This is a genomic window from Streptomyces sp. NPDC102360, from assembly GCF_044766085.1.
Classification (GTDB): domain Bacteria; phylum Actinomycetota; class Actinomycetes; order Streptomycetales; family Streptomycetaceae; genus Streptomyces.
On the sequence record NZ_JBIWLG010000017.1, the window covers coordinates 65,531 to 86,766 of the forward strand.

Annotated in this window: 19 protein-coding genes; 8 read left to right on the forward strand and 11 right to left on the reverse strand. The window is 71.0% G+C overall.

All coding sequences use genetic code 11. From position 1 onward, the window contains the following. Window positions 1–80 precede the first annotated feature (80 nt). Both ACIRHA_RS39500 and ACIRHA_RS39505 read right to left on the reverse strand, forming a co-directional pair. Window positions 81–899 carry an alpha/beta fold hydrolase gene (locus tag ACIRHA_RS39500; protein ID WP_403856042.1) on the reverse strand — a complete coding sequence of 273 codons (819 nt, stop codon included), beginning with the start codon at window positions 897–899 and terminating at the stop codon, window positions 81–83. 218 nt (window positions 900–1,117) lie between these two features. After that, a complete protein-coding gene (locus tag ACIRHA_RS39505; RefSeq protein WP_403856044.1) occupies window positions 1,118–2,215 on the reverse strand; it encodes a hypothetical protein in 1,098 nt (365 codons plus the stop codon). A 131-nt stretch (window positions 2,216–2,346) separates the two neighbouring features. Here ACIRHA_RS39505 and ACIRHA_RS39510 point away from each other — a divergent pair, with 131 nt between their 5' ends. Then, window positions 2,347–3,522 carry a cystathionine gamma-synthase gene (locus ACIRHA_RS39510; RefSeq protein ID WP_403856046.1) on the forward strand — a complete coding sequence of 392 codons (1,176 nt, stop codon included), beginning with the start codon at window positions 2,347–2,349 and terminating at the stop codon, window positions 3,520–3,522. A 1-nt stretch (window position 3,523) separates the two neighbouring features. Here ACIRHA_RS39510 and ACIRHA_RS39515 read toward each other — a convergent pair whose 3' ends face one another. From ACIRHA_RS39515 to ACIRHA_RS39525, 3 genes are all read right to left on the reverse strand, one after another. Next, the gene (locus tag ACIRHA_RS39515) at window positions 3,524–3,778 is read right to left on the reverse strand and encodes a hypothetical protein (RefSeq protein ID WP_403856048.1); all 255 of its coding nucleotides are present in this window, start codon (window positions 3,776–3,778) and stop codon (window positions 3,524–3,526) included. After that, a complete protein-coding gene (locus tag ACIRHA_RS39520) occupies window positions 3,775–4,254 on the reverse strand; it encodes a sigma factor-like helix-turn-helix DNA-binding protein (protein ID WP_403856050.1) in 480 nt (159 codons plus the stop codon). The genes ACIRHA_RS39515 and ACIRHA_RS39520 overlap by 4 nt, the downstream gene beginning before the upstream one ends. A 78-nt stretch (window positions 4,255–4,332) precedes the next feature. Then, entirely contained in the window at window positions 4,333–4,818 is a 486-nt protein-coding gene (locus ACIRHA_RS39525) for a MarR family winged helix-turn-helix transcriptional regulator (RefSeq protein WP_403856157.1), read from the reverse strand. 176 nt (window positions 4,819–4,994) lie between these two features. Between ACIRHA_RS39525 and ilvA the strand changes: the two genes are divergently transcribed. The 3 genes from ilvA (at window position 4,995) to ACIRHA_RS39540 (ending at window position 8,183) form a co-directional block, all read left to right on the forward strand. Next, the gene (gene ilvA, locus ACIRHA_RS39530) at window positions 4,995–6,236 is read left to right on the forward strand and encodes a threonine ammonia-lyase (protein WP_403856052.1); all 1,242 of its coding nucleotides are present in this window, start codon (window positions 4,995–4,997) and stop codon (window positions 6,234–6,236) included. A gap of 136 nt (window positions 6,237–6,372) precedes the next feature. Further along, window positions 6,373–7,380: an ATP-binding cassette domain-containing protein gene (locus ACIRHA_RS39535; RefSeq protein ID WP_403856054.1), complete on the forward strand. Its 1,008-nt coding sequence runs from the start codon at window positions 6,373–6,375 to the stop codon at window positions 7,378–7,380. Further along, window positions 7,377–8,183, forward strand: coding sequence for an ABC transporter permease (locus ACIRHA_RS39540; protein WP_403856056.1), 807 nt, complete (start codon window positions 7,377–7,379; stop codon window positions 8,181–8,183). The genes ACIRHA_RS39535 and ACIRHA_RS39540 overlap by 4 nt, the downstream gene beginning before the upstream one ends. Window positions 8,184–8,269: 86 nt before the next feature. Here the strand turns inward: ACIRHA_RS39540 and greA are convergent, their stop codons facing one another. Both greA and ACIRHA_RS39550 read right to left on the reverse strand, forming a co-directional pair. After that, on the reverse strand, window positions 8,270–8,767 hold the full coding sequence (gene greA, locus ACIRHA_RS39545; protein ID WP_403856058.1) for a transcription elongation factor GreA: 498 nt from the start codon (window positions 8,765–8,767) through the stop codon (window positions 8,270–8,272). 178 nt (window positions 8,768–8,945) lie between these two features. Further along, window positions 8,946–9,350 carry a DUF4307 domain-containing protein gene (locus ACIRHA_RS39550; protein ID WP_403856060.1) on the reverse strand — a complete coding sequence of 135 codons (405 nt, stop codon included), beginning with the start codon at window positions 9,348–9,350 and terminating at the stop codon, window positions 8,946–8,948. Window positions 9,351–9,482: 132 nt separating this feature from the next. Between ACIRHA_RS39550 and mca the strand changes: the two genes are divergently transcribed. Next, on the forward strand, window positions 9,483–10,367 hold the full coding sequence (gene mca, locus ACIRHA_RS39555; RefSeq protein WP_403856062.1) for a mycothiol conjugate amidase Mca: 885 nt from the start codon (window positions 9,483–9,485) through the stop codon (window positions 10,365–10,367). Then, entirely contained in the window at window positions 10,360–10,602 is a 243-nt protein-coding gene (locus ACIRHA_RS39560) for a hypothetical protein (protein WP_326018707.1), read from the forward strand. Before mca ends, ACIRHA_RS39560 begins: the two co-directional genes overlap by 8 nt. A 128-nt stretch (window positions 10,603–10,730) precedes the next feature. On the opposite strand, the gene ACIRHA_RS39565 is transcribed toward ACIRHA_RS39560, so the two are convergent. Then, window positions 10,731–13,940, reverse strand: coding sequence for a tetratricopeptide repeat protein (locus ACIRHA_RS39565; RefSeq protein ID WP_403856064.1), 3,210 nt, complete (start codon window positions 13,938–13,940; stop codon window positions 10,731–10,733). 141 nt (window positions 13,941–14,081) lie between these two features. On the opposite strand from ACIRHA_RS39565, the gene ACIRHA_RS39570 reads away from it, so the two are divergent. Continuing rightward, the gene (locus ACIRHA_RS39570) at window positions 14,082–16,100 is read left to right on the forward strand and encodes a thioredoxin domain-containing protein (protein ID WP_403856066.1); all 2,019 of its coding nucleotides are present in this window, start codon (window positions 14,082–14,084) and stop codon (window positions 16,098–16,100) included. Between the two features lie 44 nt (window positions 16,101–16,144). Here ACIRHA_RS39570 and ACIRHA_RS39575 read toward each other — a convergent pair whose 3' ends face one another. The 3 genes from ACIRHA_RS39575 to ACIRHA_RS39585 all read right to left on the reverse strand — a co-directional run bounded on the left by ACIRHA_RS39575 (window position 16,145) and on the right by ACIRHA_RS39585 (window position 19,095). Continuing rightward, window positions 16,145–16,756 carry a TetR/AcrR family transcriptional regulator gene (locus ACIRHA_RS39575; RefSeq protein WP_403856068.1) on the reverse strand — a complete coding sequence of 204 codons (612 nt, stop codon included), beginning with the start codon at window positions 16,754–16,756 and terminating at the stop codon, window positions 16,145–16,147. An 11-nt stretch (window positions 16,757–16,767) separates the two neighbouring features. After that, window positions 16,768–18,321, reverse strand: coding sequence for a DHA2 family efflux MFS transporter permease subunit (locus ACIRHA_RS39580; protein ID WP_403856070.1), 1,554 nt, complete (start codon window positions 18,319–18,321; stop codon window positions 16,768–16,770). A gap of 90 nt (window positions 18,322–18,411) precedes the next feature. Beyond that, window positions 18,412–19,095 carry a hemolysin III family protein gene (locus ACIRHA_RS39585; protein ID WP_403856072.1) on the reverse strand — a complete coding sequence of 228 codons (684 nt, stop codon included), beginning with the start codon at window positions 19,093–19,095 and terminating at the stop codon, window positions 18,412–18,414. 240 nt (window positions 19,096–19,335) lie between these two features. Between ACIRHA_RS39585 and ACIRHA_RS39590 the strand changes: the two genes are divergently transcribed. After that, window positions 19,336–21,174, forward strand: a complete 1,839-nt coding sequence (locus tag ACIRHA_RS39590) for a phosphoenolpyruvate carboxykinase (GTP) (RefSeq protein WP_403856074.1) — start codon at window positions 19,336–19,338, stop codon at window positions 21,172–21,174. Window positions 21,175–21,236 lie beyond the last annotated feature (62 nt).

Below are 21,236 nucleotides of genomic sequence, written 5' to 3' on the forward strand. Positions count from 1 at the left end.
GATGCCCTTCTCAAGTCATCGAAGGCCGGGGGGTGTTGGGTGGCCTCGGTCCGGCGTCGGCTGTCAGTCGACGCCGACTGTCATTCGGTGCGGGCCGTGGCCGCCGCGATGAATTCCCGCAGCAGCGCTCCGGTCTCCTCCGGCGCTTCCAGCATGACCATGTGCCCCACCCCCGGCAACAGTTCGACTCGGGCTCCCGGCACGGCGCGGTACGTCTGCGCCGATGAGGGGCGCCAGCGCCGGTCCTCGGCGCCGAAGAGGACGAGCACCGGCAGCCCCAGCGGGGCGTGGCGTTCCGGGAGCGGGCGCTGTGCCAGGTACTCCCGGTTGCCGCGCATCGTCCCGACGAAGGCGCGGTGCGTCATGGACAGGGTGGCCTCGACGTAGGAGTCGGGGATCTCGACGGGTCGCGTGGCCGACGCGCTCGCGGCCTTGCGGAGCGCGTCCGGTGTCCGCAGCCGCCACAGCAGCGGCCCGACGACCGGGACCAACAGCAGCCTCACCAGCGGGAGTTCGGCCGTCTGTGCGTTCAGGTCGGGGCCCATGCCGATGAGCACCACGCCCGCCACCGCCCCGGTCCGCCGCTCGGCCAGCGCCGTCGCGACCATGCACCCCGACGAGTGCCCGACGACGGTCACCCGGTCCACCCCGAGCCGGTCCAGGACGGCCTCGACCCGGCGTGCCTGCTCCGGCACCTCGAAACCGCCGGTGCTCGGCGCGGGGGAGCGCCCGCAGCCCGGCAGGTCGAGCCGGATCACCCGGAAGGTCTCCGCGAGCGCCGGGACCACCGGGTCCCAGTGCTCGAGGGAGCCCGCGCTGCCGTGAATCAGCAGCACGGCGGGCGCCTGCGAGGGCCCGCTCACCTCCACGTGGACGTCTTCTGCGTAGAGCTCCGCCATGACTCTGCCCGCCTCCCGTTGCCGTACCGGCTGTGGGTCGAGCATCGCGGCGGAAGGCGCCGACGGTATTGGACGGATGTTCCCGCGCGGGCAGGATCAAGCCCGCGGGCAAGATCAAGCCGGTGGGCAAGATCAAGCCCGCGGGCAAGACCAAGCCCCGCCGGCGATTGAGGCGCGGGGTCCGGGGCAGAGCCCCGAGACGTAGGCACGGCACCGGGTCAATGCCGCAGCGTCGCCGGGCTCCCGCCGTTCGCCTCGTAACCGGCCACGGCCAGCGCCCGGTACACGGCGTACGAAGCCGCAGGGTCCGGCTCGGCGGTCCACGGAATCGCGCCCACGTGGCCGTCGATGTGCACCAGCTGCTGCATCGCCTCGGACCAGCGCTCGCTGCGGACCAGGAAGAACACCAGCAGATGCCGGACGTGCGCGAGCATCGGGTCGTCGGGGCGCGCCGCGTGCACCGCGAACAGGGCCCCGTGCAGGGCCTTCGTGACGACCTCGCTCTCGTAGAAGCCGCGCACCAGGTTCACTTCGGGCACGTGCTCGTACAGCGCGAACAGCGGGAGCGCCGCGAGCAGCGAACCGCGCGGCGCACGCGCTGCGGCGGCCTCGGCGAACGAGAAGGCCTGCTCGCGCGAGCCGTGCCACTTCTCCGTCCAGTACCGAAGGCCCGCCAGATGCGCGCCCATGTGCCCCGGCGCGGTGTCGAGGATCTTCAGCCACAGCTGCTCGAACTCGGCCTGCGAGTAGCCGAGTCCGCGCGCGACGGCGAGGTGCGTGATGTGCGGGACGGGGTCGCCGGGAGCGAGCAGCGCCGCCTGGTCACACGCGTTGCGCGCCTCTTCGAGGACGATCCGCTGCTCGTCGGGCGTACCGCCGCCGCGCCACGCCTGCTGCACCAGGAACTCGGCGAAGACCTGCGCCCCGCCCGCGTCCTTCGGCTGCTGCGAGCGCCACGCGTGCAGCCACCCCGCACCGAGCCGCGGCGTCTGCTGGGCCTCGAGGGCGGCCGCCCCGGCGACTGCCTGCACCCGCTCCCACCGGGTCTCGGTCTCCTTGCCGGTCCCGGCGAGCAACTGGGAGGCGGCGGTGTAGTCCTGGTTCCGCTGCACGACCGCCATCACGTCGAGCAGGTCCTGATCGGGCCCCGGGAGCCGGACGTCCAGGTCCTCCTGGAGCATGAATCCGTAGTCCGCCGGGTCGGCGGCGTCCGGGGACCCCGGAGCGACCTGCCGAATCCCGCCGCGGCGCCGCAGCAACTGCGACACCACGAGCCCGATCATGACCGCGGCCATCAGCCCCCAGAGAATTCCCATATCAACAACGCTAACGTGCCGGTCCGACACGGGGTTCCCGAGCGCGTGGCGACAACCGTCGACAACCGCCCTGGCGACAAATGGGCGCCGCGCCCCACCCGCGCGCGCCCGAGCGCCTACGCTCGGGCGCCATGAGCGACACGCACAGCCACAGCGGCAGCACCCCGCGCGGCTTCGAGACCACCGCCATCCACGCCGGCAACACGGCCGACCCCGTGACCGGCGCCGTCGTCCCGCCGATCTACCAGGTCTCCACGTACAAGCAGGACGGCGTGGGCGGCCTGCGCGGCGGCTACGAGTACAGCCGCAGCGCCAATCCGACCCGTACCGCCCTGGAGGAGAACCTCGCCGCCCTGGAGGGCGGCCGACGGGGGCTCGCCTTCGCCTCCGGGCTCGCCGCCGAGGACTGCCTGCTGCGCACCCTGCTCAGCCCCGGCGACCACGTGGTCATCCCGAACGACGCGTACGGCGGCACGTTCCGGCTGTTCGCGAAGGTCGTGATGCGGTGGGGCGTCGAGTTCTCGGTGGCGGACACCAGCGACGTCGAGTCGGTGCGCGCCGCGATCACCCCGCTGACCAAGGCCGTGTGGGTGGAGACGCCCTCCAACCCGCTCCTCGGCATCACCGACATCGCCGCCGTCGCCCAGGTCGCCCACGAGGCCGGGGCCCAGCTCGTCGTCGACAACACCTTCGCCAGCCCCTACCTCCAGCAGCCGCTCGCGCTCGGCGCCGACGTCGTCGTGCACTCGATGACCAAGTACATGGGCGGCCACTCCGACGTCGTCGGCGGCGCGCTCGTCGTCAACGACGACGCCCTCGGCGACGAGCTCGCGTTCCACCAGAACGCGATGGGCGCGATCGCGGGCCCCTTCGACGCCTGGCTCGTGCTGCGCGGAATCAAGACGCTGCCCGTCCGCATGGACCGGCACAGCGAGAACGCGACCCGCGTCGCCGACATGCTCTCCCGCCACCCGCGCGTCACGAAGGTGCTCTACCCGGGCCTGCCCGAGCACCCCGGGCACGAGATCGCGGCGAAGCAGATGAAGGCCTTCGGCGGCATGGTCTCGTTCCAGGTCGAGGGCGGCGAGGAGGCGGCCGTCGAGGTCTGCAACCGGGCGAAGCTCTTCACCCTGGGCGAGTCACTCGGCGGCGTCGAGTCCCTCGTCGAACACCCCGGCCGGATGACGCACGCCTCCGTCGCGGGCTCCGCCCTGGAGGTCCCCGCCGACCTCGTACGCCTCTCCGTGGGCATCGAATCGGTCGACGACCTGCTCGCCGACCTCCAGCAGGCGCTCGACAAGAAGTAGGTCACCAACCCGTCAGCTGTGGAGTCGTCTTCGAGGGCGGCTCCACCCACGGGCGCTCGACCGTCGCCCACACGACGAACGCCACGACGGCGACGATCAGCACGAACCACAGGAAGCGCGCCGCCGCCCTGCGCCGCCTGCGCGCGCGGCCGCCCCTGCGCATTGCGTCCGCGCACAGCTCCGCGGGCACCACGGGAGCCGGCCCGGCGTCGAGCACGGCGCGCACGGCCGCCTCATTGCGCTCCTGGAGACTCATGCCGGAGCAGCTCCCCGCAGTTCGGCGGGCGCGGGGCCGCGCGGCGGATGCAGGACGAGGGCCATCGCCCGCGCGTGCACGGCGCGGACGCGCTCCGCGGGCAGCCCGAGCAGCGACGCGGTCTGCTCCTCGCCGACGCCTTCGAAGAGCCGCAGCACGAGGACGAGGCGTTCCTGGGGGCCGAGCCGGCCCAACGCGCCGCCACGCGCGCGATGCTGTCGCCATGCGCCGCGCGCGAACCGGACGGCCAGATCCTTGCGCGCGCAGTCGTAGGGATCCTCACCGCGAAGACGGTCCCAGGAGGCGTACGTTCGGCCGAGGGCGGCCGTGAGCAGCTTCCGCGCGCGCGGGTTGTCGTCCGCGGGCTCGCCCGTCAGGAGCGTCGCGGCACGCAGCAGCCGCCCGGCCGCGCCCGCGACGAACGCCTCGAACTCGCGGGCCCGGCGGGCGTCCTGCAACGCCTGCCGTTGACGCACCCTTCATATGAGGCCGACCGCGGCTCCCTGGTCAAGAGGCGGGAGCCGCTCATGCCGTACCGGTGTGCCCGGGAACCGTCAGGATTCGGCGGGCGGCGTCGGCTGGCCGTGGCGCGCGGAGAGCGCGGAATTGAAGCGTGCGAGGAGCGCGCAGAACTGCTCGCGCTCCTTCGGCTCCCACTCCTGCGTCAACTGCGCCATCAACTCCTGCCTGGATGTGCGTACCTCGTCGAGCCGGGCCGCACCGCGCGGCGACAGCTGCAACACCACCGCACGTCCGTCCTCCGGGTGAGAGGTGCGCTTGACGAGACCCGTGTCGACGAGCGGGGCGACCTGACGGGTCACCGTCGAGGAGTCGATCCCCATGCTCGACGCGAGCGCCTTGACGCCCATCGGGCCTTCCTTGTCGAGGCGGTTGAGCAGCAGATAGGCGGCTCGGTCCATCGAATTGCGCACCTGCCCGACCCCGCCGAGCCGGGTCTGTTCGGCACGACGGGCGAAGACCGCCACCTCGTGCTGGAGCGTTTCGAGGAGGCCGGAGTCGCCTGCGGTCGTCATGTCCATCATTTCCTGTGGTGTGGGCATGGCCGGGGGCTCACTTCATGCGTGGGTGGTGGATTGCACTGGATTGGTCCCACAGGGTACGCGGCGAAAGCGCCGGCCGTACCGGCCGTGCGCAATCCGGTCTCGCAGCGTGAGCATCCCGAGAGGCGTGCGCCGTGAGCTGCAAGACTTTCGTCATGAGCAACAGCGCGTCTGACTACTTGCCGACCCCGACGCCCCCGGTGACCCTCGACGACGTCCGCGGCGCCCAGAAGATGCTGTCCGGGGTGGCGCGGGTGACGTCGATGGCGCACAGCCACCACCTCTCCCAGCTGGCCGGTACGCCCGTCCACCTCAAGTGCGAGAACCTCCAGCGCACCGGATCCTTCAAGCTGCGCGGCGCCTACGTGCGGATCGCGGGCCTGCTGCCCGAGGAGCGGGCCGCCGGAGTCGTGGCCGCGAGCGCGGGCAACCACGCCCAGGGTGTGGCTCTCGCCTCCTCGCTCCTCGGCGTGCGCTCCACGGTGTTCATGCCGGTCGGCGCGCCCCTGCCGAAGGTCGCCGCGACCCGCGAGTACGGCGCCGAGGTCCGGCTGCACGGCCAGGTCGTCGACGAGACCCTTGCGGCGGCCCAGCAGTACGCGGAGGAGACCGGGGCGGTGTTCATCCACCCCTTCGACCACCCGGACGTCGTCGCGGGCCAGGGCACGCTCGGCCTGGAGATCCTGGAGCAGTGCCCGGAGGTCCGCACGATCCTGGTCGGCGTCGGCGGCGGCGGACTCGCGGCCGGTATCGCCGTCGCCGTGAAGGCGCTGCGACCCGACGTGCGGGTGATCGGCGTGCAGGCGGCGGGCGCCGCCGCGTACCCGCCCTCGCTGGCCGCCGGGCACCCGGTCGCGATCAAGGCCCCGTCGACGATGGCCGACGGGATCAAGGTGGGGCGGCCCGGCGACGTCCCGTTCGGGCTCGTGTCCCACCTCGTCGACGACGTCCGTACGGTCACGGAGGACGCGCTCTCCAGTGCCCTGCTGCTCTGCCTGGAGCGCGCCAAGCTGGTCGTCGAGCCCGCGGGCGCGAGCCCCGTGGCGGCGCTCCTGAGCGAGCCCGGCGCCTTCGAGGGCCCGGTCGTCGCCCTCCTCTCCGGCGGCAACATCGACCCGCTCCTGATGCAGCGCGTCCTCACCCACGGCCTGGCTGCCGCGGGCCGCTATCTCTCGCTGCGGCTGCGCCTGCCCGACCGCCCCGGCGCCCTGGCCACGCTCCTCGGGGTGTTGTCAGTGGCCGACGCTAACGTCACCGATGTGAGCCACGTACGGACCGATCCGCGGCTCGGACTCACGGAGGCGGAGGTGGAGTTGCACCTGGAGACCAAGGGTCCCGCGCACTGCACCGAGGTCGGCGCGGCGCTGCGGGAGGCGGGCTACACGGTCATCGAGTAATGCGATGGCGGTACGCGATACATCGCGTTAGTGTGTGGCGCGCTTCACTCTTCGCCGGGCACCGAAAACCTGGCAAATTTACACTTTCCTCACATAGGCACTCACATAGGTAACACCCACACACTGGGGGAACCACATGCCAGGCGCCATCTACGCCGAAGGCCTGGTGAAGACCTTCGGCGATGTAAGGGCTCTGGACGGCGTCGATCTCGACGTACCGGAGGGCACGGTCCTCGGCCTGCTCGGGCCGAACGGGGCGGGGAAGACGACGGCGGTGCGCTGCCTGACGACGCTGCTCACGCCGGACAGCGGCAAGGCGGTCGTCGCCGGGATCGATGTACTGAAGCATCCGAACGAAGTGCGGCGCTCCATCGGCCTGTCGGGCCAGTTCGCCGCGGTCGACGAGTATCTGACCGGCCGGGAGAACCTCCAGATGGTCGGCCAGCTCTACCAACTGTCCAAGAAGGAGGCGAAGAAGCGGGCCGGGGAACTCCTCGATCGATTCCACCTCGTGGACGCCGCGGACCGCCCCTCCAAGACGTATTCGGGAGGCATGCGCCGCAGGCTCGACCTCGCGGCCGCGCTCGTCGTCTCCCCGCCGGTGATGTTCATGGACGAGCCGACGACCGGGCTCGACCCCGTCAACCGGCAGCAACTCTGGGAGGTCATCCAGGAGTTGGTCGCCGGCGGTACGACGCTGCTCCTCACCACCCAGTACCTGGAAGAGGCGGACCACCTCGCGCACGACATCTGCGTCGTGGACCACGGCCGCGTAATCGCCCGTGGCACCGCCGACCAGCTCAAGGCGCAGACCGGCGGCGAGCGCGTCGAGGTCGTGGTGCACGAGCGGGAGCACATCGAGGCGGCGCGCGAGATCTTGAGCGGCTACGGCAAGGGCGAGACGACCGTCGCCCGGCACACCCGCAAACTGACCGTCCCCGTCATCGGAGGCGCCAAGCTGCTCGCCGAGATCATCCGCGACCTGGACGCCCGCGGCATCGAGATCGACGACATCGGCCTGCGCCGCCCGACCCTCGACGACGTGTTCATCTCGCTGACCGGCCATGTCGCCGAGGAGCCCGCGGCCTCCGACGCGGCCGAGCCGGCCGAGCCGGCCGAGAGCCCGAAGGGGGCGAGGAAATGAGCGCCTGGAGCGACTCCCTGGTCGTCGGCAAGCGGAACCTGATCCGGATGACCCGGATCCCCGAGATGATCCTGTTCGGGATCATCCAGCCGGTGATGTTCGTCGTCCTGTTCACGTACGTCTTCGGCGGCTCGATCGCCATCCCGGGCGCCGGTGTCAGTGCCGGTGCCTACAAGGAATTCCTGATGGCCGGCATCTTCGCCCAGACCGTCACCTTCGCCACGGCGGGCGCGGGCGCGGGCATCGCGGACGACATGCACAAGGGCCTCATCGACCGGTTCCGCTCGCTGCCCATGGCGCGCGGCGCCGTGCTCACCGGCCGCACCCTCGCCGACCTGGTGCAGACGGCCGTGACGCTGGCCGTGCTCGCGGTGGTGGCGCTGCTCGTCGGCTGGCGCACGCACGAGAACCTCGGCAAGGTCCTGGCGGGCTTCGGTCTGCTCCTGCTGCTCGGGTACGCGTTCACCTGGATCGGCGCGCTGATCGGCCTGTCGGTGCGCACCCCGGAGGCGGCGACCTCCGGCGGCCTGATCTGGCTCTTCCCGCTGACGTTCATCTCGAACGCGTTCGTGCCGGTCAACGGCATGCCGAAGTTCCTCCAGTACGTCGCGGAATGGAACCCCTTCAGCGCCACGGTGGCGGCGGCCCGCGAGCTGTTCGGCAACACGATCGACGGCGTCCCGAAGTCGGTGACCGGCGCCTGGCCCATGGAGCACCCGGTCTGGGCCTCGCTGATCTGGTCCGTCCTGATCATCCTGGTCTTCCGCGCCCTCGCGGTGCGCAAGTACCGGAAGGCGGCCTGACCCGCCGGGAACCCTGACCTGCCGGGAACACGACGAGGCCCCCGCGGCGCGTACGTCGCGGGGGCCTCGTCCGTGCTCGGAAGGCGTCAGCCGTTGAACGGCTCCGCCTTGAGGATCCTCACCGAGGCCTTCTTGCCGTTCGGCAGTTCGTAGTCGACGTCCTCGCCCACCTTGTGGCCGTTGACCCCAGTGCCGAGCGGGGACTGGGGGGAGTACGTCTCGAATTCGCTGCTCGCGTACTCGCGCGAGGCGAGCAGGAACTCCAGGGTGTCGTCCTCGTCACCGTCGAAGGCGATCGTGACGACCATGCCGGGCGCGACCACGCCGGTCGCCGCCGGGGCCTCGCCGACCTTGGCCCGCTCCAGGAGCTGAGTCAGCTGGCGGATGCGGAGCTCCTGCTTGCCCTGCTCCTCCTTGGCCGCGTGGTACCCGCCGTTCTCCCGCAGGTCGCCCTCCTCACGCGCGGCGGCGATCTTCTGGGTGATCTCCTCGCGCGCGGGACCAGACAGGTACGCCAGCTCGTCCCTGAGCTTGGTGTACGCCTCCTGCGTCAGCCAGGTGACGTCTTCGCTGGTCTGGGTCACAGGTCGCTCCTCGTAGGTACTGGGTATACAAAGCATCGCCCTACTCAGAAGGATGTTCCCTGCTGAGTGGGCGAAACCACGAGCCTAACAATTCAGGCGTGAAAGGGGGAGGACAAAAGGCATCAGCGTTGCGTCGGCGCAGGTCAGCGCCCGCCGTTTCGCCGGCCCGTATCGACAATCAGTCGGCGTGACAGCCGAGGAGCTCCGCGGTCGTGCCGTCGCCCGTCGTCTTCAGCGTGACGACCTTGTCGATCCGCTCGGACTTCTGGTCGAAGCGGAAGTCGGCGCGGCCCACCTCGGTGCCGTCCTCGCTCTGCGAGCGGATCGTGCAGTAGCCCGTGGCGTCGGTGTCCTTGCGGATCTCCATGTGGACCTGGACGTCGTGCTTGTTCGTGTCGAAGGCGATGACCTCGCCGCTGAACTTGCTGCCGCCGACGACGTAGTACCAGCCGAACCAGACCATCAGGGCCGCGAACAGGGCGCCGAGGACGATTCCCGCGATCCTCAGCTTGCGGTCGGCGCGGGCGTCCGCGGAGCGCGAGGATCCGTATCGGCCCTCGGGCAGCTGCTGCACGGCGCTCATCGGCCAGTTCCTCTCGCGTCGCCCGCCAGATGGACGGGCACCGGAATTTTCCGCCCCCCGGTTCCGTCACTATAGAAGCCGCCCATTGCGCCGGATAACACCAGGGCGCCCTATCTCAATGAGGAACTTGTCTTGACCGAGCAGCTGCGCCTCATGGCCGTTCACGCCCACCCCGACGACGAGTCGTCGAAGGGCGCGGCCACCATGGCCAAGTACGTGTCCGAGGGGGTGGACGTGCATGTCGTGACCTGCACAGGCGGCGAGCGCGGCTCCATCCTCAACCCGAAGCTCCAGGGCGACAAGTACGTCGAGGAGAACATTCGGGAGGTCCGCCGCAAGGAGATGGACGAGGCGCGCGAGATCCTCGGCGTCAAGCAGGACTGGCTGGGCTTCGTCGACTCGGGGCTGCCCGAGGGCGATCCGCTGCCGCCGCTGCCGGAGGGCTGCTTCGCCCTGCAGGAGGTCGACCACGCGGCCGGCGCGCTGGTCAAGCAGATCCGCGCCTTCCGTCCGCAGGTCATCACGACGTACGACGAGAACGGCGGCTACCCGCACCCCGACCACATCATGACCCACAAGATCACGATGGTGGCCTTCGACGGTGCGGCCGACGCCGAGAAGTACCCCGAGGACGAGTTCGGGCCCGTCTACCAGCCGAAGAAGCTCTACTACAACCAGGGCTTCAACCGGACGCGCACCGAGGCGCTGCACAAGGCGCTCCTGGAGCGCGGCATGGAGTCCCCGTACGAGGACTGGCTGAAGCGCTGGGACGCCGACGTCTCGCGGGTCGAGCGCACGCTGACCACGCATGTTCCGTGCGCCGACTTCTACGAGATCCGTGACAAGGCGCTGATCGCGCACGCCACGCAGATCGATCCCGACGGCGGCTGGTTCCGCGTGCCGATGGACATCCAGCAGGAGGTCTGGCCGACCGAGGAGTACGAGCTCGCGAAGTCGCTCGTCGATACCTCCCTCCCCGAGGACGACCTCTTCGCGGGCATCCGACACAATGCCTGATGTGAACGCGAATCTGGCATTGACCCATCTCGTCCCCCTTGCCGCCAAGGAGGTCGACGAGAACAAGGTGACTCCGGGTGTGCTCGGCTTCATCGTCTTCGCCGTGATGGCCGTCGCGGTCTGGGGCCTGATGAAGTCGATGAACAAGCACATGGGCAAGGTCGACTTCAAGGAGAAGTCGGACGAACCCGCCGGTGCGACGAGCGGCAAGGACGCCGGGCAGACGTCCGCCTGAACCCGCCGTCGGCCCCGCGCACGAGAGCGTACGAACGCGTACGAGAGCGCGCGGGGCCGTTGCGCCGTCCGCCGCGCGTCCCCGCCTGTCATGTCCAGGGCGGGTCGCGGTGCGGGTCATCGCCGTGCCTACGACCGCTGCGCCTCCTTGGCGACCCCCATCACGTCCCGCGCGTGCCGGTTCGGGACCATGCCGAGGCGCCAGGCCTGCCAGCCGGCGTCCAGATCCACGCCCCGCTCCAGGAGCAGCTGGTACGCCTCCACGTAGTCGTCGAGCTTTCCGTCGCGGGCCGGATGCGTGGCGGCGGCGAGCTGGGACAGCTCCTCCTGGGCGACCGCCGTGCCCACCTCCGAGCCGCCGGGGGAGGCGTACGGGAGCAGTGTGCAGCGCAGGAACGTCGCCCAGTCCTCGCCCCTCTGGTCCTCGTACCCGGCGAAGATGGCCGCCGCCTCCTCGCACAGCTCCATCGCCTGCGCGAGCCGCGCGTTGCCCGCGTCGACCACCGCGAGCTCCAGGCACGTCCACGCCTCGCCGTGCGGCACGCCGATGCGCTGGAAGTCGGCGCGGGCGTCGACCAGGAGCTGCCGTGCGAAGCCGGAGTTGCGCAGCGAGCCCGTCTGCGCGGCCCGCTCGTCGCGGGTGACGCGCGCCGAGTGGTGGCGGGCGCAGGCCAGGCCGTAGACGTCGCGCATCCGGGAGAACATCGTGCGTGAGCGCTCCAGCTCCCGCACCGCCTTGTCGAGGTCGCCGGTCTCCTCCAGGGCCTGGCCCAGGTAGTAGTACGTCCACGCCTCGCCGCGCGCGTCCTCGTTCTCACGGTGCCGGGAGGCCGCCTGGCGCAGGCCGTCGACCGCCGCGGACGCCTCGCCGTCCATGAGCCGGGCGCGGGCCAGCTCGGTCAGCGCCCAGGCCTGGCCGCGGCCGTCGCGGGTCTGCCCGTACAGGTCGAGCGCGGTCCGCAGCTCCTCCTCCGCGCGCGGCACGTTGCCCATCCGCAGGCACAGCTGGCCGAGCTGGAAGTGCGCCCACGCCTCGCCGTGCAGCGACTCGTTCTCGCGGTGCAGGGCGAACGCGTCGGTGAGCAGCGCGAGCGACATGCGTACGTTGGCGCGGTCGCGCTCGACCGCCGCGAGCGCGTGCAGCGTCCAGCCGCGGTCGCCCTTCGTCTCCGGCGTCGTCTGAAGGTCGAGCGCCTCCCGCAACCGCCCGGCCGCCTCGGCGAGTTGACCCTGATGGTGCAGGGTGATGCCGAGGGAGCACAGCGCGCGGCCCTCGCCCGCCCTGTGGTGCGCCTCGCGGTAGAGGTCGACCACCGAGGACAGCGTCGTACGCGCCTTGTCGAGCTCGCCGAGCTGACGGGCCGCGATACCCGTGCGCCACTGGACCGAGCGCATGAGCAGGCCCTGGTCGATGGATTGCGTCAGCTCCTGGATCTCGCCGAGCCGGTAGAGGTCGCCGCGGAGCAGGCAGTAGTCGCACAGCGCGCCGAGCAGGCCGAGCACCGCGTCCTGGTTGACGCCCTCGGCGTGCCGCAGCGCCGCCGTGATGAAGCTCGACTCGTCGTCGAGCCAGCGCAGCGCCGCGTCCAGGGACGTGAAGCCGTGCGGCCCTGTCTGGCCCGCGCGCGTCGACATGTTGCCGTCGACCAGGCGGATCACGGAGTCGGCCAGGTCCGCGTAGTTCTGGATCAGGCGCTCCTGCGCGGCCGTGCGCTCCGCGGGCTCCTCCTCGTCGGCGAGGCGGGCCTGGGCGAAGGTGCGGACGACGTCGTGCAGGCGGTAGCGGCTGCCGCGCACGTGGTCGACGAGACCGGCGCCCGCGAGCGCCGACAGGTGCCGCTTCGCCTCCGCGGTGTTGGTGGCGAGCAGCGCCGCCGCGGCGGCCGCGCCGAGCGAGGCGCGCCCGGCGAGCGCGAGCCGCCGCAGCAGCCGCCTGCCCTGCTCGGACTGGTCGGTGTAGCGCAGCCACAGCACCCGCTCGACCGGGTCCACGGGCCCGTACGCGGCGAGGTCGGCGGCGAGCTGACGCGTCGTACGCGGCCCGATCGAGGAACCCGCGACGCGCAGCGCGAGCGGCAGGCCGCCGCACAACTCCCGTACGGCATCGGTGGATTCGGCATCGTACGGGCCGCTCGGGTCCTCCGCGGCCTCCCGCAGCAGCTCCTCCGCGCCCGCCGCGTCGAGCGCCTGGACCGGCAGGTGGTGCACCCAAGCGGGCGTGTCGTTGCCGAGCTCGAGCGGCTCACGCGCGGTGACGATCACGAGGCTGTCGGAGCGCTCGGGGACGAGCGTACGCACTTGCTCCGCGCTCGCCGCGTCGTCGAGCACGATCGTGACCGGCAACCCGGTCAAATGCTGGTGGTACAGCTCGCTGAGCCGCTTGACCTGCTGCTCCTGCGAGGACCGCTCACGGAAGAGCAGCTGCTCGCGCGGCGCCCCGAGCCGGTTCAGCAGGTGCAGCAGGGCGTCCCGCGTCGGCAGCGGCGGCGCGTCCGGGCGGTCGCCCCGCAGATCCACCACGCACGCCCCGCGGAACTGGTCCCGCAGCTCGTGCGCCGCGCGCACCGCGAGCGTCGTGCGCCCCGCGCCCGGCTCCCCGTGCAGCACCACCACGGTCGGCCGGGTCTCGGTGCTGGCCCGCGCCGCGTGCACCCACTGCGCGATCTGCGACATGGCGGCACGCCGCCCCGCGAACGGCCCCTCTGGCTCGGGCAGTTGACCAAATGACTGCTCAAGAACACTCCTGCGCCGCGCGGCCGCGCTCTTGTCGGTACGCCGCAGCTGCGGCCCCACCGTCTTCTTCGACGTCCCGGTGCTCGCGGCGAGCACCCGCTGCTGGTCGAAAAACGGCCTGATGCCCCGCACCTCCAACGCGGTCAGCCACTGCAACCGCAGCTGCTCGGGCCCGCCCGGCTGATTGCGCGCCCCGGCGCTGCGGCTCGCGGCCGGCACGTGCGAAGCGGTCACCTTCGCGACGGTCGCGGCGGACCCCAGCACGGCCACGGCGACACCCGCGCCCACGGCCGTCCCGGTCCCCGCCCCGAGCACCAGATCCGCGACACAGGCGGTGACGGCGCCGACTCCCGCCACCATCAACGGCGTTGACCCGCCCTCCTTGGCGAACCGCTGCCCGAACGTCATCCGTCCCGCGTCGGCCTCGTCGAGGGCCCGGGTGAACGCGTCGTACTCGTCGGCCGCGCTGCGCCCCATCGCGTCCAGCGCGCCCTTCGCCCGCGACAGCAGCACGGCCCCGTCCGCGCGCCCTCCCGAACGCCTGACTTCTTCCTCCACGGCCCGAGCCAACAGCCGTTCGGCTTCCGCCCGATGGCTGTCCCGCATCTTCGGTCCCCCTCCGGTGGCGACAGTACGGAGTCAAGTGTGCTGCGTATGGGGTGTCGGCGCGAGGGTCCCGGCGATCAGAGACGCGACGCGGGGCGCCTTGAGTGAGGGGACGCGGCACCATGAGCGAGGATGGGAAGCATGCCGAACCGACTGGCCCATGAAACGTCCCCCTACCTCCTCCAGCACGCCGACAACCCGGTGGACTGGTGGCCCTGGTCGGCCGAGGCCTTCGCGGAGGCGCAGCGGCGCGGGGTGCCGGTGCTGCTCAGCGTCGGGTATTCGAGCTGTCACTGGTGTCACGTGATGGCTCACGAGTCCTTCGAGGACGGGGCCACCGCCGCCGTCCTGAACGACAACTTCGTCAACATCAAGGTCGACCGCGAAGAGCGCCCCGACGTCGATGCCGTCTATATGGAGGCCGTGCAGGCCGCGACCGGCCAGGGCGGCTGGCCCATGACCGTGTTCCTGACGCCGGACGCCGAGCCGTTCTACTTCGGCACGTACTTCCCGCCCGAGCCGCGCCACGGCATGCCCTCGTTCACGCAGGTCCTGCACGGCGTGCGGGACGCGTGGACCGATCGGCACGGCGAGGTCACCGAGGTCGCCGGGAAGATCACCGCCGATCTGGCCGCGCGTGAACTCCCGTACGGGGGCACGGAGTTGCCCGGTGAGAACGAGCTGGCGCAGGCGCTGCTCGGGCTCACACGCGAGTACGACGCGACGTACGGGGGCTTCGGGGGCGCGCCCAAGTTCCCGCCGTCCATGGTGATCGAGTTCCTGCTGCGGCACCACGCGCGCGCCGGCGCCGAGGGCGCGCTGCAGATGGCCGTGGACACCTGCGAGCGGATGGCGCGCGGCGGGATCTACGACCAGCTCGGGGGCGGTTTCGCGCGGTACTCGGTGGACCGGGAGTTCACGGTGCCGCACTTCGAGAAGATGCTCTATGACAACGCGCTGCTGTGCCGCTCGTACGCGCACCTGTGGCGCTCCACCGGCTCCGAACTGGCCAAGCGCGTCGCCCTCGAAACCGCCGACTTCATGGTGCGCGAGCTGCGGACGAACGAAGGCGGATTCGCGTCCGCGCTCGACGCCGACAGCGAGGACCCGGTCACCGGGAAGCACGTCGAGGGCGCGTACTACGTGTGGACGCCGCGGCAGCTCACCGAGGTGCTCGGCGACGAGGATGCCACCGTCGCCGCCCGCTTCTTCGGCGTCACCGAGGAGGGCACCTTCGAGGAAGGTTCCTCGGTGCTCCAGCTCCCGCAGGGCGACGAGGTGTTCGACGCCGGACAGATCGAGCGCATCCGGCAGCGACTGCTGGCCGCCCGCGCCGAGCGCCCCGCTCCCGGCCGGGACGACAAGGTCGTCGCCGCGTGGAACGGGCTCGCGATCGCCGCGCTCGCCGAGACCGGCGCGTACTTCGGCCGCCAGGATCTCGTGGACGCCGCCGTGTGCGCGGGTGACCTGCTCGTACGGCTGCACATGGACCCCCTCGCCCGGCTGGCCCGGACCAGCAAGGACGGGCACGTCGGCGCCAACGCGGGCGTCCTCGAGGACTACGCGGACGTCGCCGAGGGCTTCCTCGCGCTCGCCGGCGTGACCGGCGAGGGCGTGTGGCTGGAGTTCGCCGGATTCCTGCTCGACCACGTCCTCGACCGGTTCGTGGACCGGGAGAGCGGCGCGCTGTACGACACCGCCGTCGACGCCGAGCAGCTCATCCGCCGGCCCCAGGACCCGACCGACAACGCCACGCCCTCCGGCTGGACCGCCGCGGCGGGCGCCCTCCTCTCGTACGCCGCGCACACCGGCTCCGAGCCGCACCGCACCGCCGCCGAGCGCGCCCTCGGGGTGGTCAAGGCGCTCGCCCCGCGGGCGCCGCGGTTCATCGGGAACGGGCTCGCGGTCGCCGAGGCGCTGCTCGACGGACCGCGCGAGGTCGCCGTGGTGGGCGAGGTCGGCGGGCAGCTGCACCACACGGCGCTCACCGGCACCGCGCCGGGCGCCGTCGTCGCGGCGGGCCCGGAGGGCGGGGACGAGCTCCCGCTCCTCACCGACCGGCCGCTCGTCGACGGGGGTGAGGCGGCCTACGTGTGCCGCCACTTCGTCTGCGACGCGCCGGTGACGGGCGCCGACGAGCTGAAGCGGATGCTGGGGTAGCGCAGGCGTTCAAAAGCGCTCGGTCCTTCGGAGCGCCCAGTCCCTCAGAGCCCGTGCTGCACCGTGTCGAGCGCGCGCAGCACGAGCTCGCGCAGGTCGTCCTCGTGGTCGTGCTCGGCCCAGTACATCGTGGCCTGCATCAGGGCGCCGACCAACGCCATGGCGTAGACCCGGACTTCGAGGTCGGCGGCGTCCCGGCCGGTGCGCTCGGCGATGACCCGGCACATCAGCCTGCCGGTCACCGACATCGACTCCATCATCCGGGAGCGCACCGCGGGCGTCTCCACCTGGAGGCGCATCCGCAGCCGGGTGATCTCGGGGTCCTCGTCCGTGAAGGCGAGTTCCAGGCTGCGGTCGACGACGTGCCGCACGGAGTCGACCATCGACTCGTCCTTGGGCCGCTTCAGCAGCTCCTGTTCCAGGATCGGGTCGAACTCGTCGGTGAGGACGATGTCTTCCTTGGTCGGGAAGTAGCGGAAGACCGTGGACGGCGACACCTCGGCGGCCTCGGCGATCTGCTCGACCGTCGTCGCGTCGTACCCCTGCTCCATGATCAGGCGGTACGTCGCCTCGCGGATCGCCGTCCGGGTCTTGATCTTCTTGCGCTCGCGGAGCCCGACCTTGGGCTCCGCGGGCCGCTGTGCTGAGGCCGCCATGGCGCTCATTCTCAGGCATCGGCGCCGAGCGGGGCCACCTCCGGGTCGGGAGCGGGGCCGGGGGTGGTGCGGCCGGGCAGCAGCACCGCTGTCAGGAGCGCCGCGGCCAGGGCGACGATGCCGATGACGGCCAGAGCCAGGTTCATGCCGTGGACGAACGCGCTGTTCGCCGAGGCCGCGAGCGCCGGGTCGCCGAGCTTCTCCGCGACGACGTGCGCGCCGGTCACCGAGTCGCGGGCCGCGCCGGCCGCCGCCTCGGGCAGCCCCGCCGTCGCGATCCTGGCCGTGTACGCGCCGGAGAGGACGGCGCCGACCAGGGCTACGCCGAGCGCGCTGCCGGTCTGCCGCACCGTGGACAGCAGGCCCGAGCCGCGGCCCGCCTGGTCCTTGGAGAGCGCGGCCATGGCGCCGCCCATCGCGGGAATCATCGCGAAGGCCACGCCGACCCCGGCGATCGACAGCCACAGCGCCGTGAAGCCGTACCCGGAGTCGACGGTGGTGCGCGCCCCGAGGAACGCGGCGAAGGCGAGGACCACCAGCGCCACACAGACCACCGCCCGCGCCCCGAATTTGGTGACCAGGGGCCCCGCCATCTTCGCCGCGAGCAGCATCCCGCCCATCATCGGCACGATCCGCACACCAGTGCCGAACGAGTCCATGCCGAGCACCGCCTGGAGGTACTGCGGCAGCAGGAACAGCAGGCCGGCCAGGATGAACATGCCGAGCGTCGCCGCCAGGGTGTTGGTGAGGAAGCCACGGTGTGCGAGGAGCGCGAGGTCGAGCATGGGGCGCTCGCTGCTCCGCTCGCGCAGCACCAGCGCGCCGATCAGCACGACGGCCGCCAGGAACCCCCCGATGACCACGGCGCTCGTCCAGCCCTTCTCGGGGCCCTCGATGATCGCGTAGATGAGGGCGCCGAGGCCGAGCGTGGTGAGCACCGTCGAGAGGGTGTCGACCTTGGGGGCGGCCGGGTCCCGGCTCTCGGGGAGCAGGAACAGGCAGGCGGTGATGCCGATCGCGACCATCGGCACGTTGAGCACGAAGACCGAGCCCCACCAGAAGTGGTTCAGGAGCCAGCCGCCGATGATCGGGCCGAGCGGCAGCCCGAGGGCGGAGGCCGCCGAGATCGTACCGATGGCCTTCGTCTGCTCCTCGCGCGGGAAGAGCGAGGGGATCACCGACATCGCCAGCGGCATCACGAAGGCGCCGCCGACGCCCATCAGGGCACGGGCCACGATCACCCAGCCCACGTCGGAGGCGAGCGCGCCCACGACGGACGCCGCGAGGAAGACGCCGAGCCCGGCGATGAGCATTCGGCGCCGCCCGAAGCGGTCGCCGAGCAGTCCCGCCGGGAGCATCAGGGCGGCGAACACCACGATGTACGCGTCCGCCATCCACTGCTGCTGGCCTGTGGTGGCGCCGAGGTCTCCGGCGATCGTGGGCAGCGCGACGTTGAGGATCGTCATGTCGAAACCGAGCACGAGCATGCTCGCGACCAGGGCCCCGAGGGCCCACCAGCGTCGGGGGTCGGGGCGCGACTCCACCGCATCAGTGACAGTAACCATGAAATGAGAGTAGCTCTCATTTTATGGTTACTGTCAATAAAAAAATGGCCACAGCTCGAAAGCTGTGGCCACAGGGGGCGGAGGGGTGGGTCAGCCGTGCTGGTACGCCACCAGCGAGATGCCCACGTAGTGCACGATGAACGCCGCGAGGGTGAGGGAGTGGAAGACCTCGTGGAAGCCGAACCAGCGCGGTGAGGGGTTCGGGCGCTTGATGCCGTAGATGACGCCGCCCGCGCTGTAGAGCAGGCCGCCGACGATCACCAGGACGAGCACCGCGATGCCGCCCGTGCGCATGAAGTCCGGCAGGAAGAAGACGGCGGCCCAGCCCATCGCGATGTAGCACGGCGTGTAGAGCCAGCGCGGGGCGCCGACCCAGAAGACGCGGAAGATGATGCCCGCCGCGGCCGCCGCCCAGACGCTCCACAGCAGCGCGTCGCCCTTGGCGCCGGGGAGCAGGAGCATCGTCAGCGGCGTGTACGTGCCGGCGATGATCAGGAAGATGTTCGCGTGGTCGAGGCGGCGCAGCACGCCGTCCGCGCGCGGCCCCCAGTTCCCCCGGTGGTAGAGCGCGCTCACGCCGAACAGCAGGCAGGCGGTCAGCACGAAGATGGCGCACGCCACCCGGCCGCGCGTCGAGTCCGTGAGCGCCGTGAGGAAGATGCCCGAGATCAGCACGGCGGGGAACATGCCCGCGTGCAGCCAGCCGCGCAGTCTCGGCTTCAGCACGGAGGGCTGGGCGGCGGGGACTTGGGACTGATCGGTGGTGACGCTCATCCCGGCATGGTACCCAGCCGTACCTACGCGACCGTAGGTAACCGGCCGCATGAGTGGCGATGCTCACCCCGCTCACCTGTGAGGCCCCCTGGACAGATGGGCGTTTCGGTCGGATGATCAAATGAGTGCGGTCGGCACCGGATGAGCGCCCACTGAGCTCCAGTGGACTGGGAGGCGCAGCGTCCGGGTCGCAGCCCCCACGGGGCAATCAACCTCAGAACCCCTCTTTTAGGAGCGATCGTGGCGCGCGACATCGCGGCTCCCTCCCTGGACACCCTCCCGACCAAGCACCAGGAACTGATCTCGTGGGTCAACGAGATCGCAGAACTCACGCAGCCGGACAGTGTGGTCTGGTGTGACGGCTCCGAGGCCGAGTACGAGCGCCTCGCCGAAGAGCTCGTCGTGAAGGGCACGTTCAAGAAGCTCGACCCCATCAAGCGCCCCAACTCGTACTACGCCGCCTCCGACCCGTCCGATGTCGCGCGGGTCGAGGACCGTACGTTCATCTGCTCCGAGAAGGAGGAGGACGCGGGCCCCACGAACCACTGGAAGGCTCCTGCCGAGATGCGGGAGATCTTTCAGGGCAATGAGGGGAACGGGGGGATCTTCCGCGGCTCGATGCGCGGACGGACCATGTACGTCGTCCCGTTCTGCATGGGTCCGCTCGGCTCGCCGCTGTCCGCGATCGGCGTCGAGATCACCGATTCGGCGTACGTGGCCGTCTCCATGCGCACGATGACCCGGATGGGCCAGCCGGTCCTCGATGAACTGGGTGAGGACGGCTTCTTCGTGAAGGCCGTGCACACGCTGGGCGCCCCGCTGGGTCCCGACGAGGCGGACGTGCCGTGGCCGTGCAACTCCACGAAGTACATCTCGCACTTCCCCGAGGACCGCGAGATCTGGTCGTACGGCTCCGGGTACGGCGGCAACGCCCTGCTCGGCAAGAAGTGCTACGCCCTGCGCATCGCGTCCGTCATGGCGCGCGACGAGGGCTGGCTCGCCGAGCACATGCTGATCCTCAAGCTCACCCCGCCGACCGGTGAGTCGAAGTACGTCGCCGCCGCCTTCCCGAGCGCCTGCGGCAAGACCAACCTCGCGATGCTGGAGCCCACGATCTCCGGCTGGACCGTCGAGACGATCGGTGACGACATCGCCTGGATGCGGTTCGGCGAGGACGGCCGGCTCTACGCGATCAACCCCGAGGCCGGCTTCTTCGGCGTCGCGCCCGGCACCGGCGAGCACACCAACGCCAACGCCATGAAGACCCTGTGGGGCAACTCGGTCTTCACGAACGTCGCGCTCACCGACGACAACGACATCTGGTGGGAGGGGATGACCGAGGAGACCCCGGCGCACCTCACCGACTGGAAGGGCAACTCCTGGACCCCGGACTCCGGCGTCCCGGCCGCGCACCCCAACGCCCGCTTCACCACGCCCGCGTCGCAGTGCCCGATCATCGCGCCGGAGTGGGAGGACCCGAAGGGCGTGCCGATCTCGGCGATCCTGTTCGGTGGCCGCCGCGCCTCCGCCGTGCCGCTGGTCACCGAGTCCTTCGACTGGAACCACGGCGTCTTCCTCGGCGCGAACGTGGCCTCCGAGAAGACCGCCGCCGCCGAGGGCAAGGTCGGCGAGCTGCGCCGCGACCCCTTCGCCATGCTGCCGTTCTGCGGCTACAACATGGGCGACTACATGGCGCACTGGGTGAAGGTCGGCGCCGATAAGGATGTCGCCAAGCTCCCGAAGATCTACTACGTCAACTGGTTCAGGAAGAACGCGGACGGCAAGTTCGTGTGGCCCGGCTTCGGTGAGAACTCGCGCGTCCTGAAATGGATCGTGGACCGCCTCGACGGCCGCGCCGAGGGCGTCGAGACGCCGATCGGCATCCTGCCGACCAAGGAGTCCCTGGACACGAACGGCCTCGAACTGGCCGACGCCGACCTGGACTTCCTGCTGACGGTGGACAAGGAAGCCTGGCGCGACGAGGCGTCGCTCGTTCCGGCGCACCTCAACACGTTCGGCGACCACACGCCGACGGAGCTGTGGGACGAGTACCGCAAGCTGGTGGACCGGCTCGGCTGACGGCCGGACGGACCGGACATGAGTGGGCCCCCGCACGCGCCGCGTGCGGGGGCTCCTTCGTG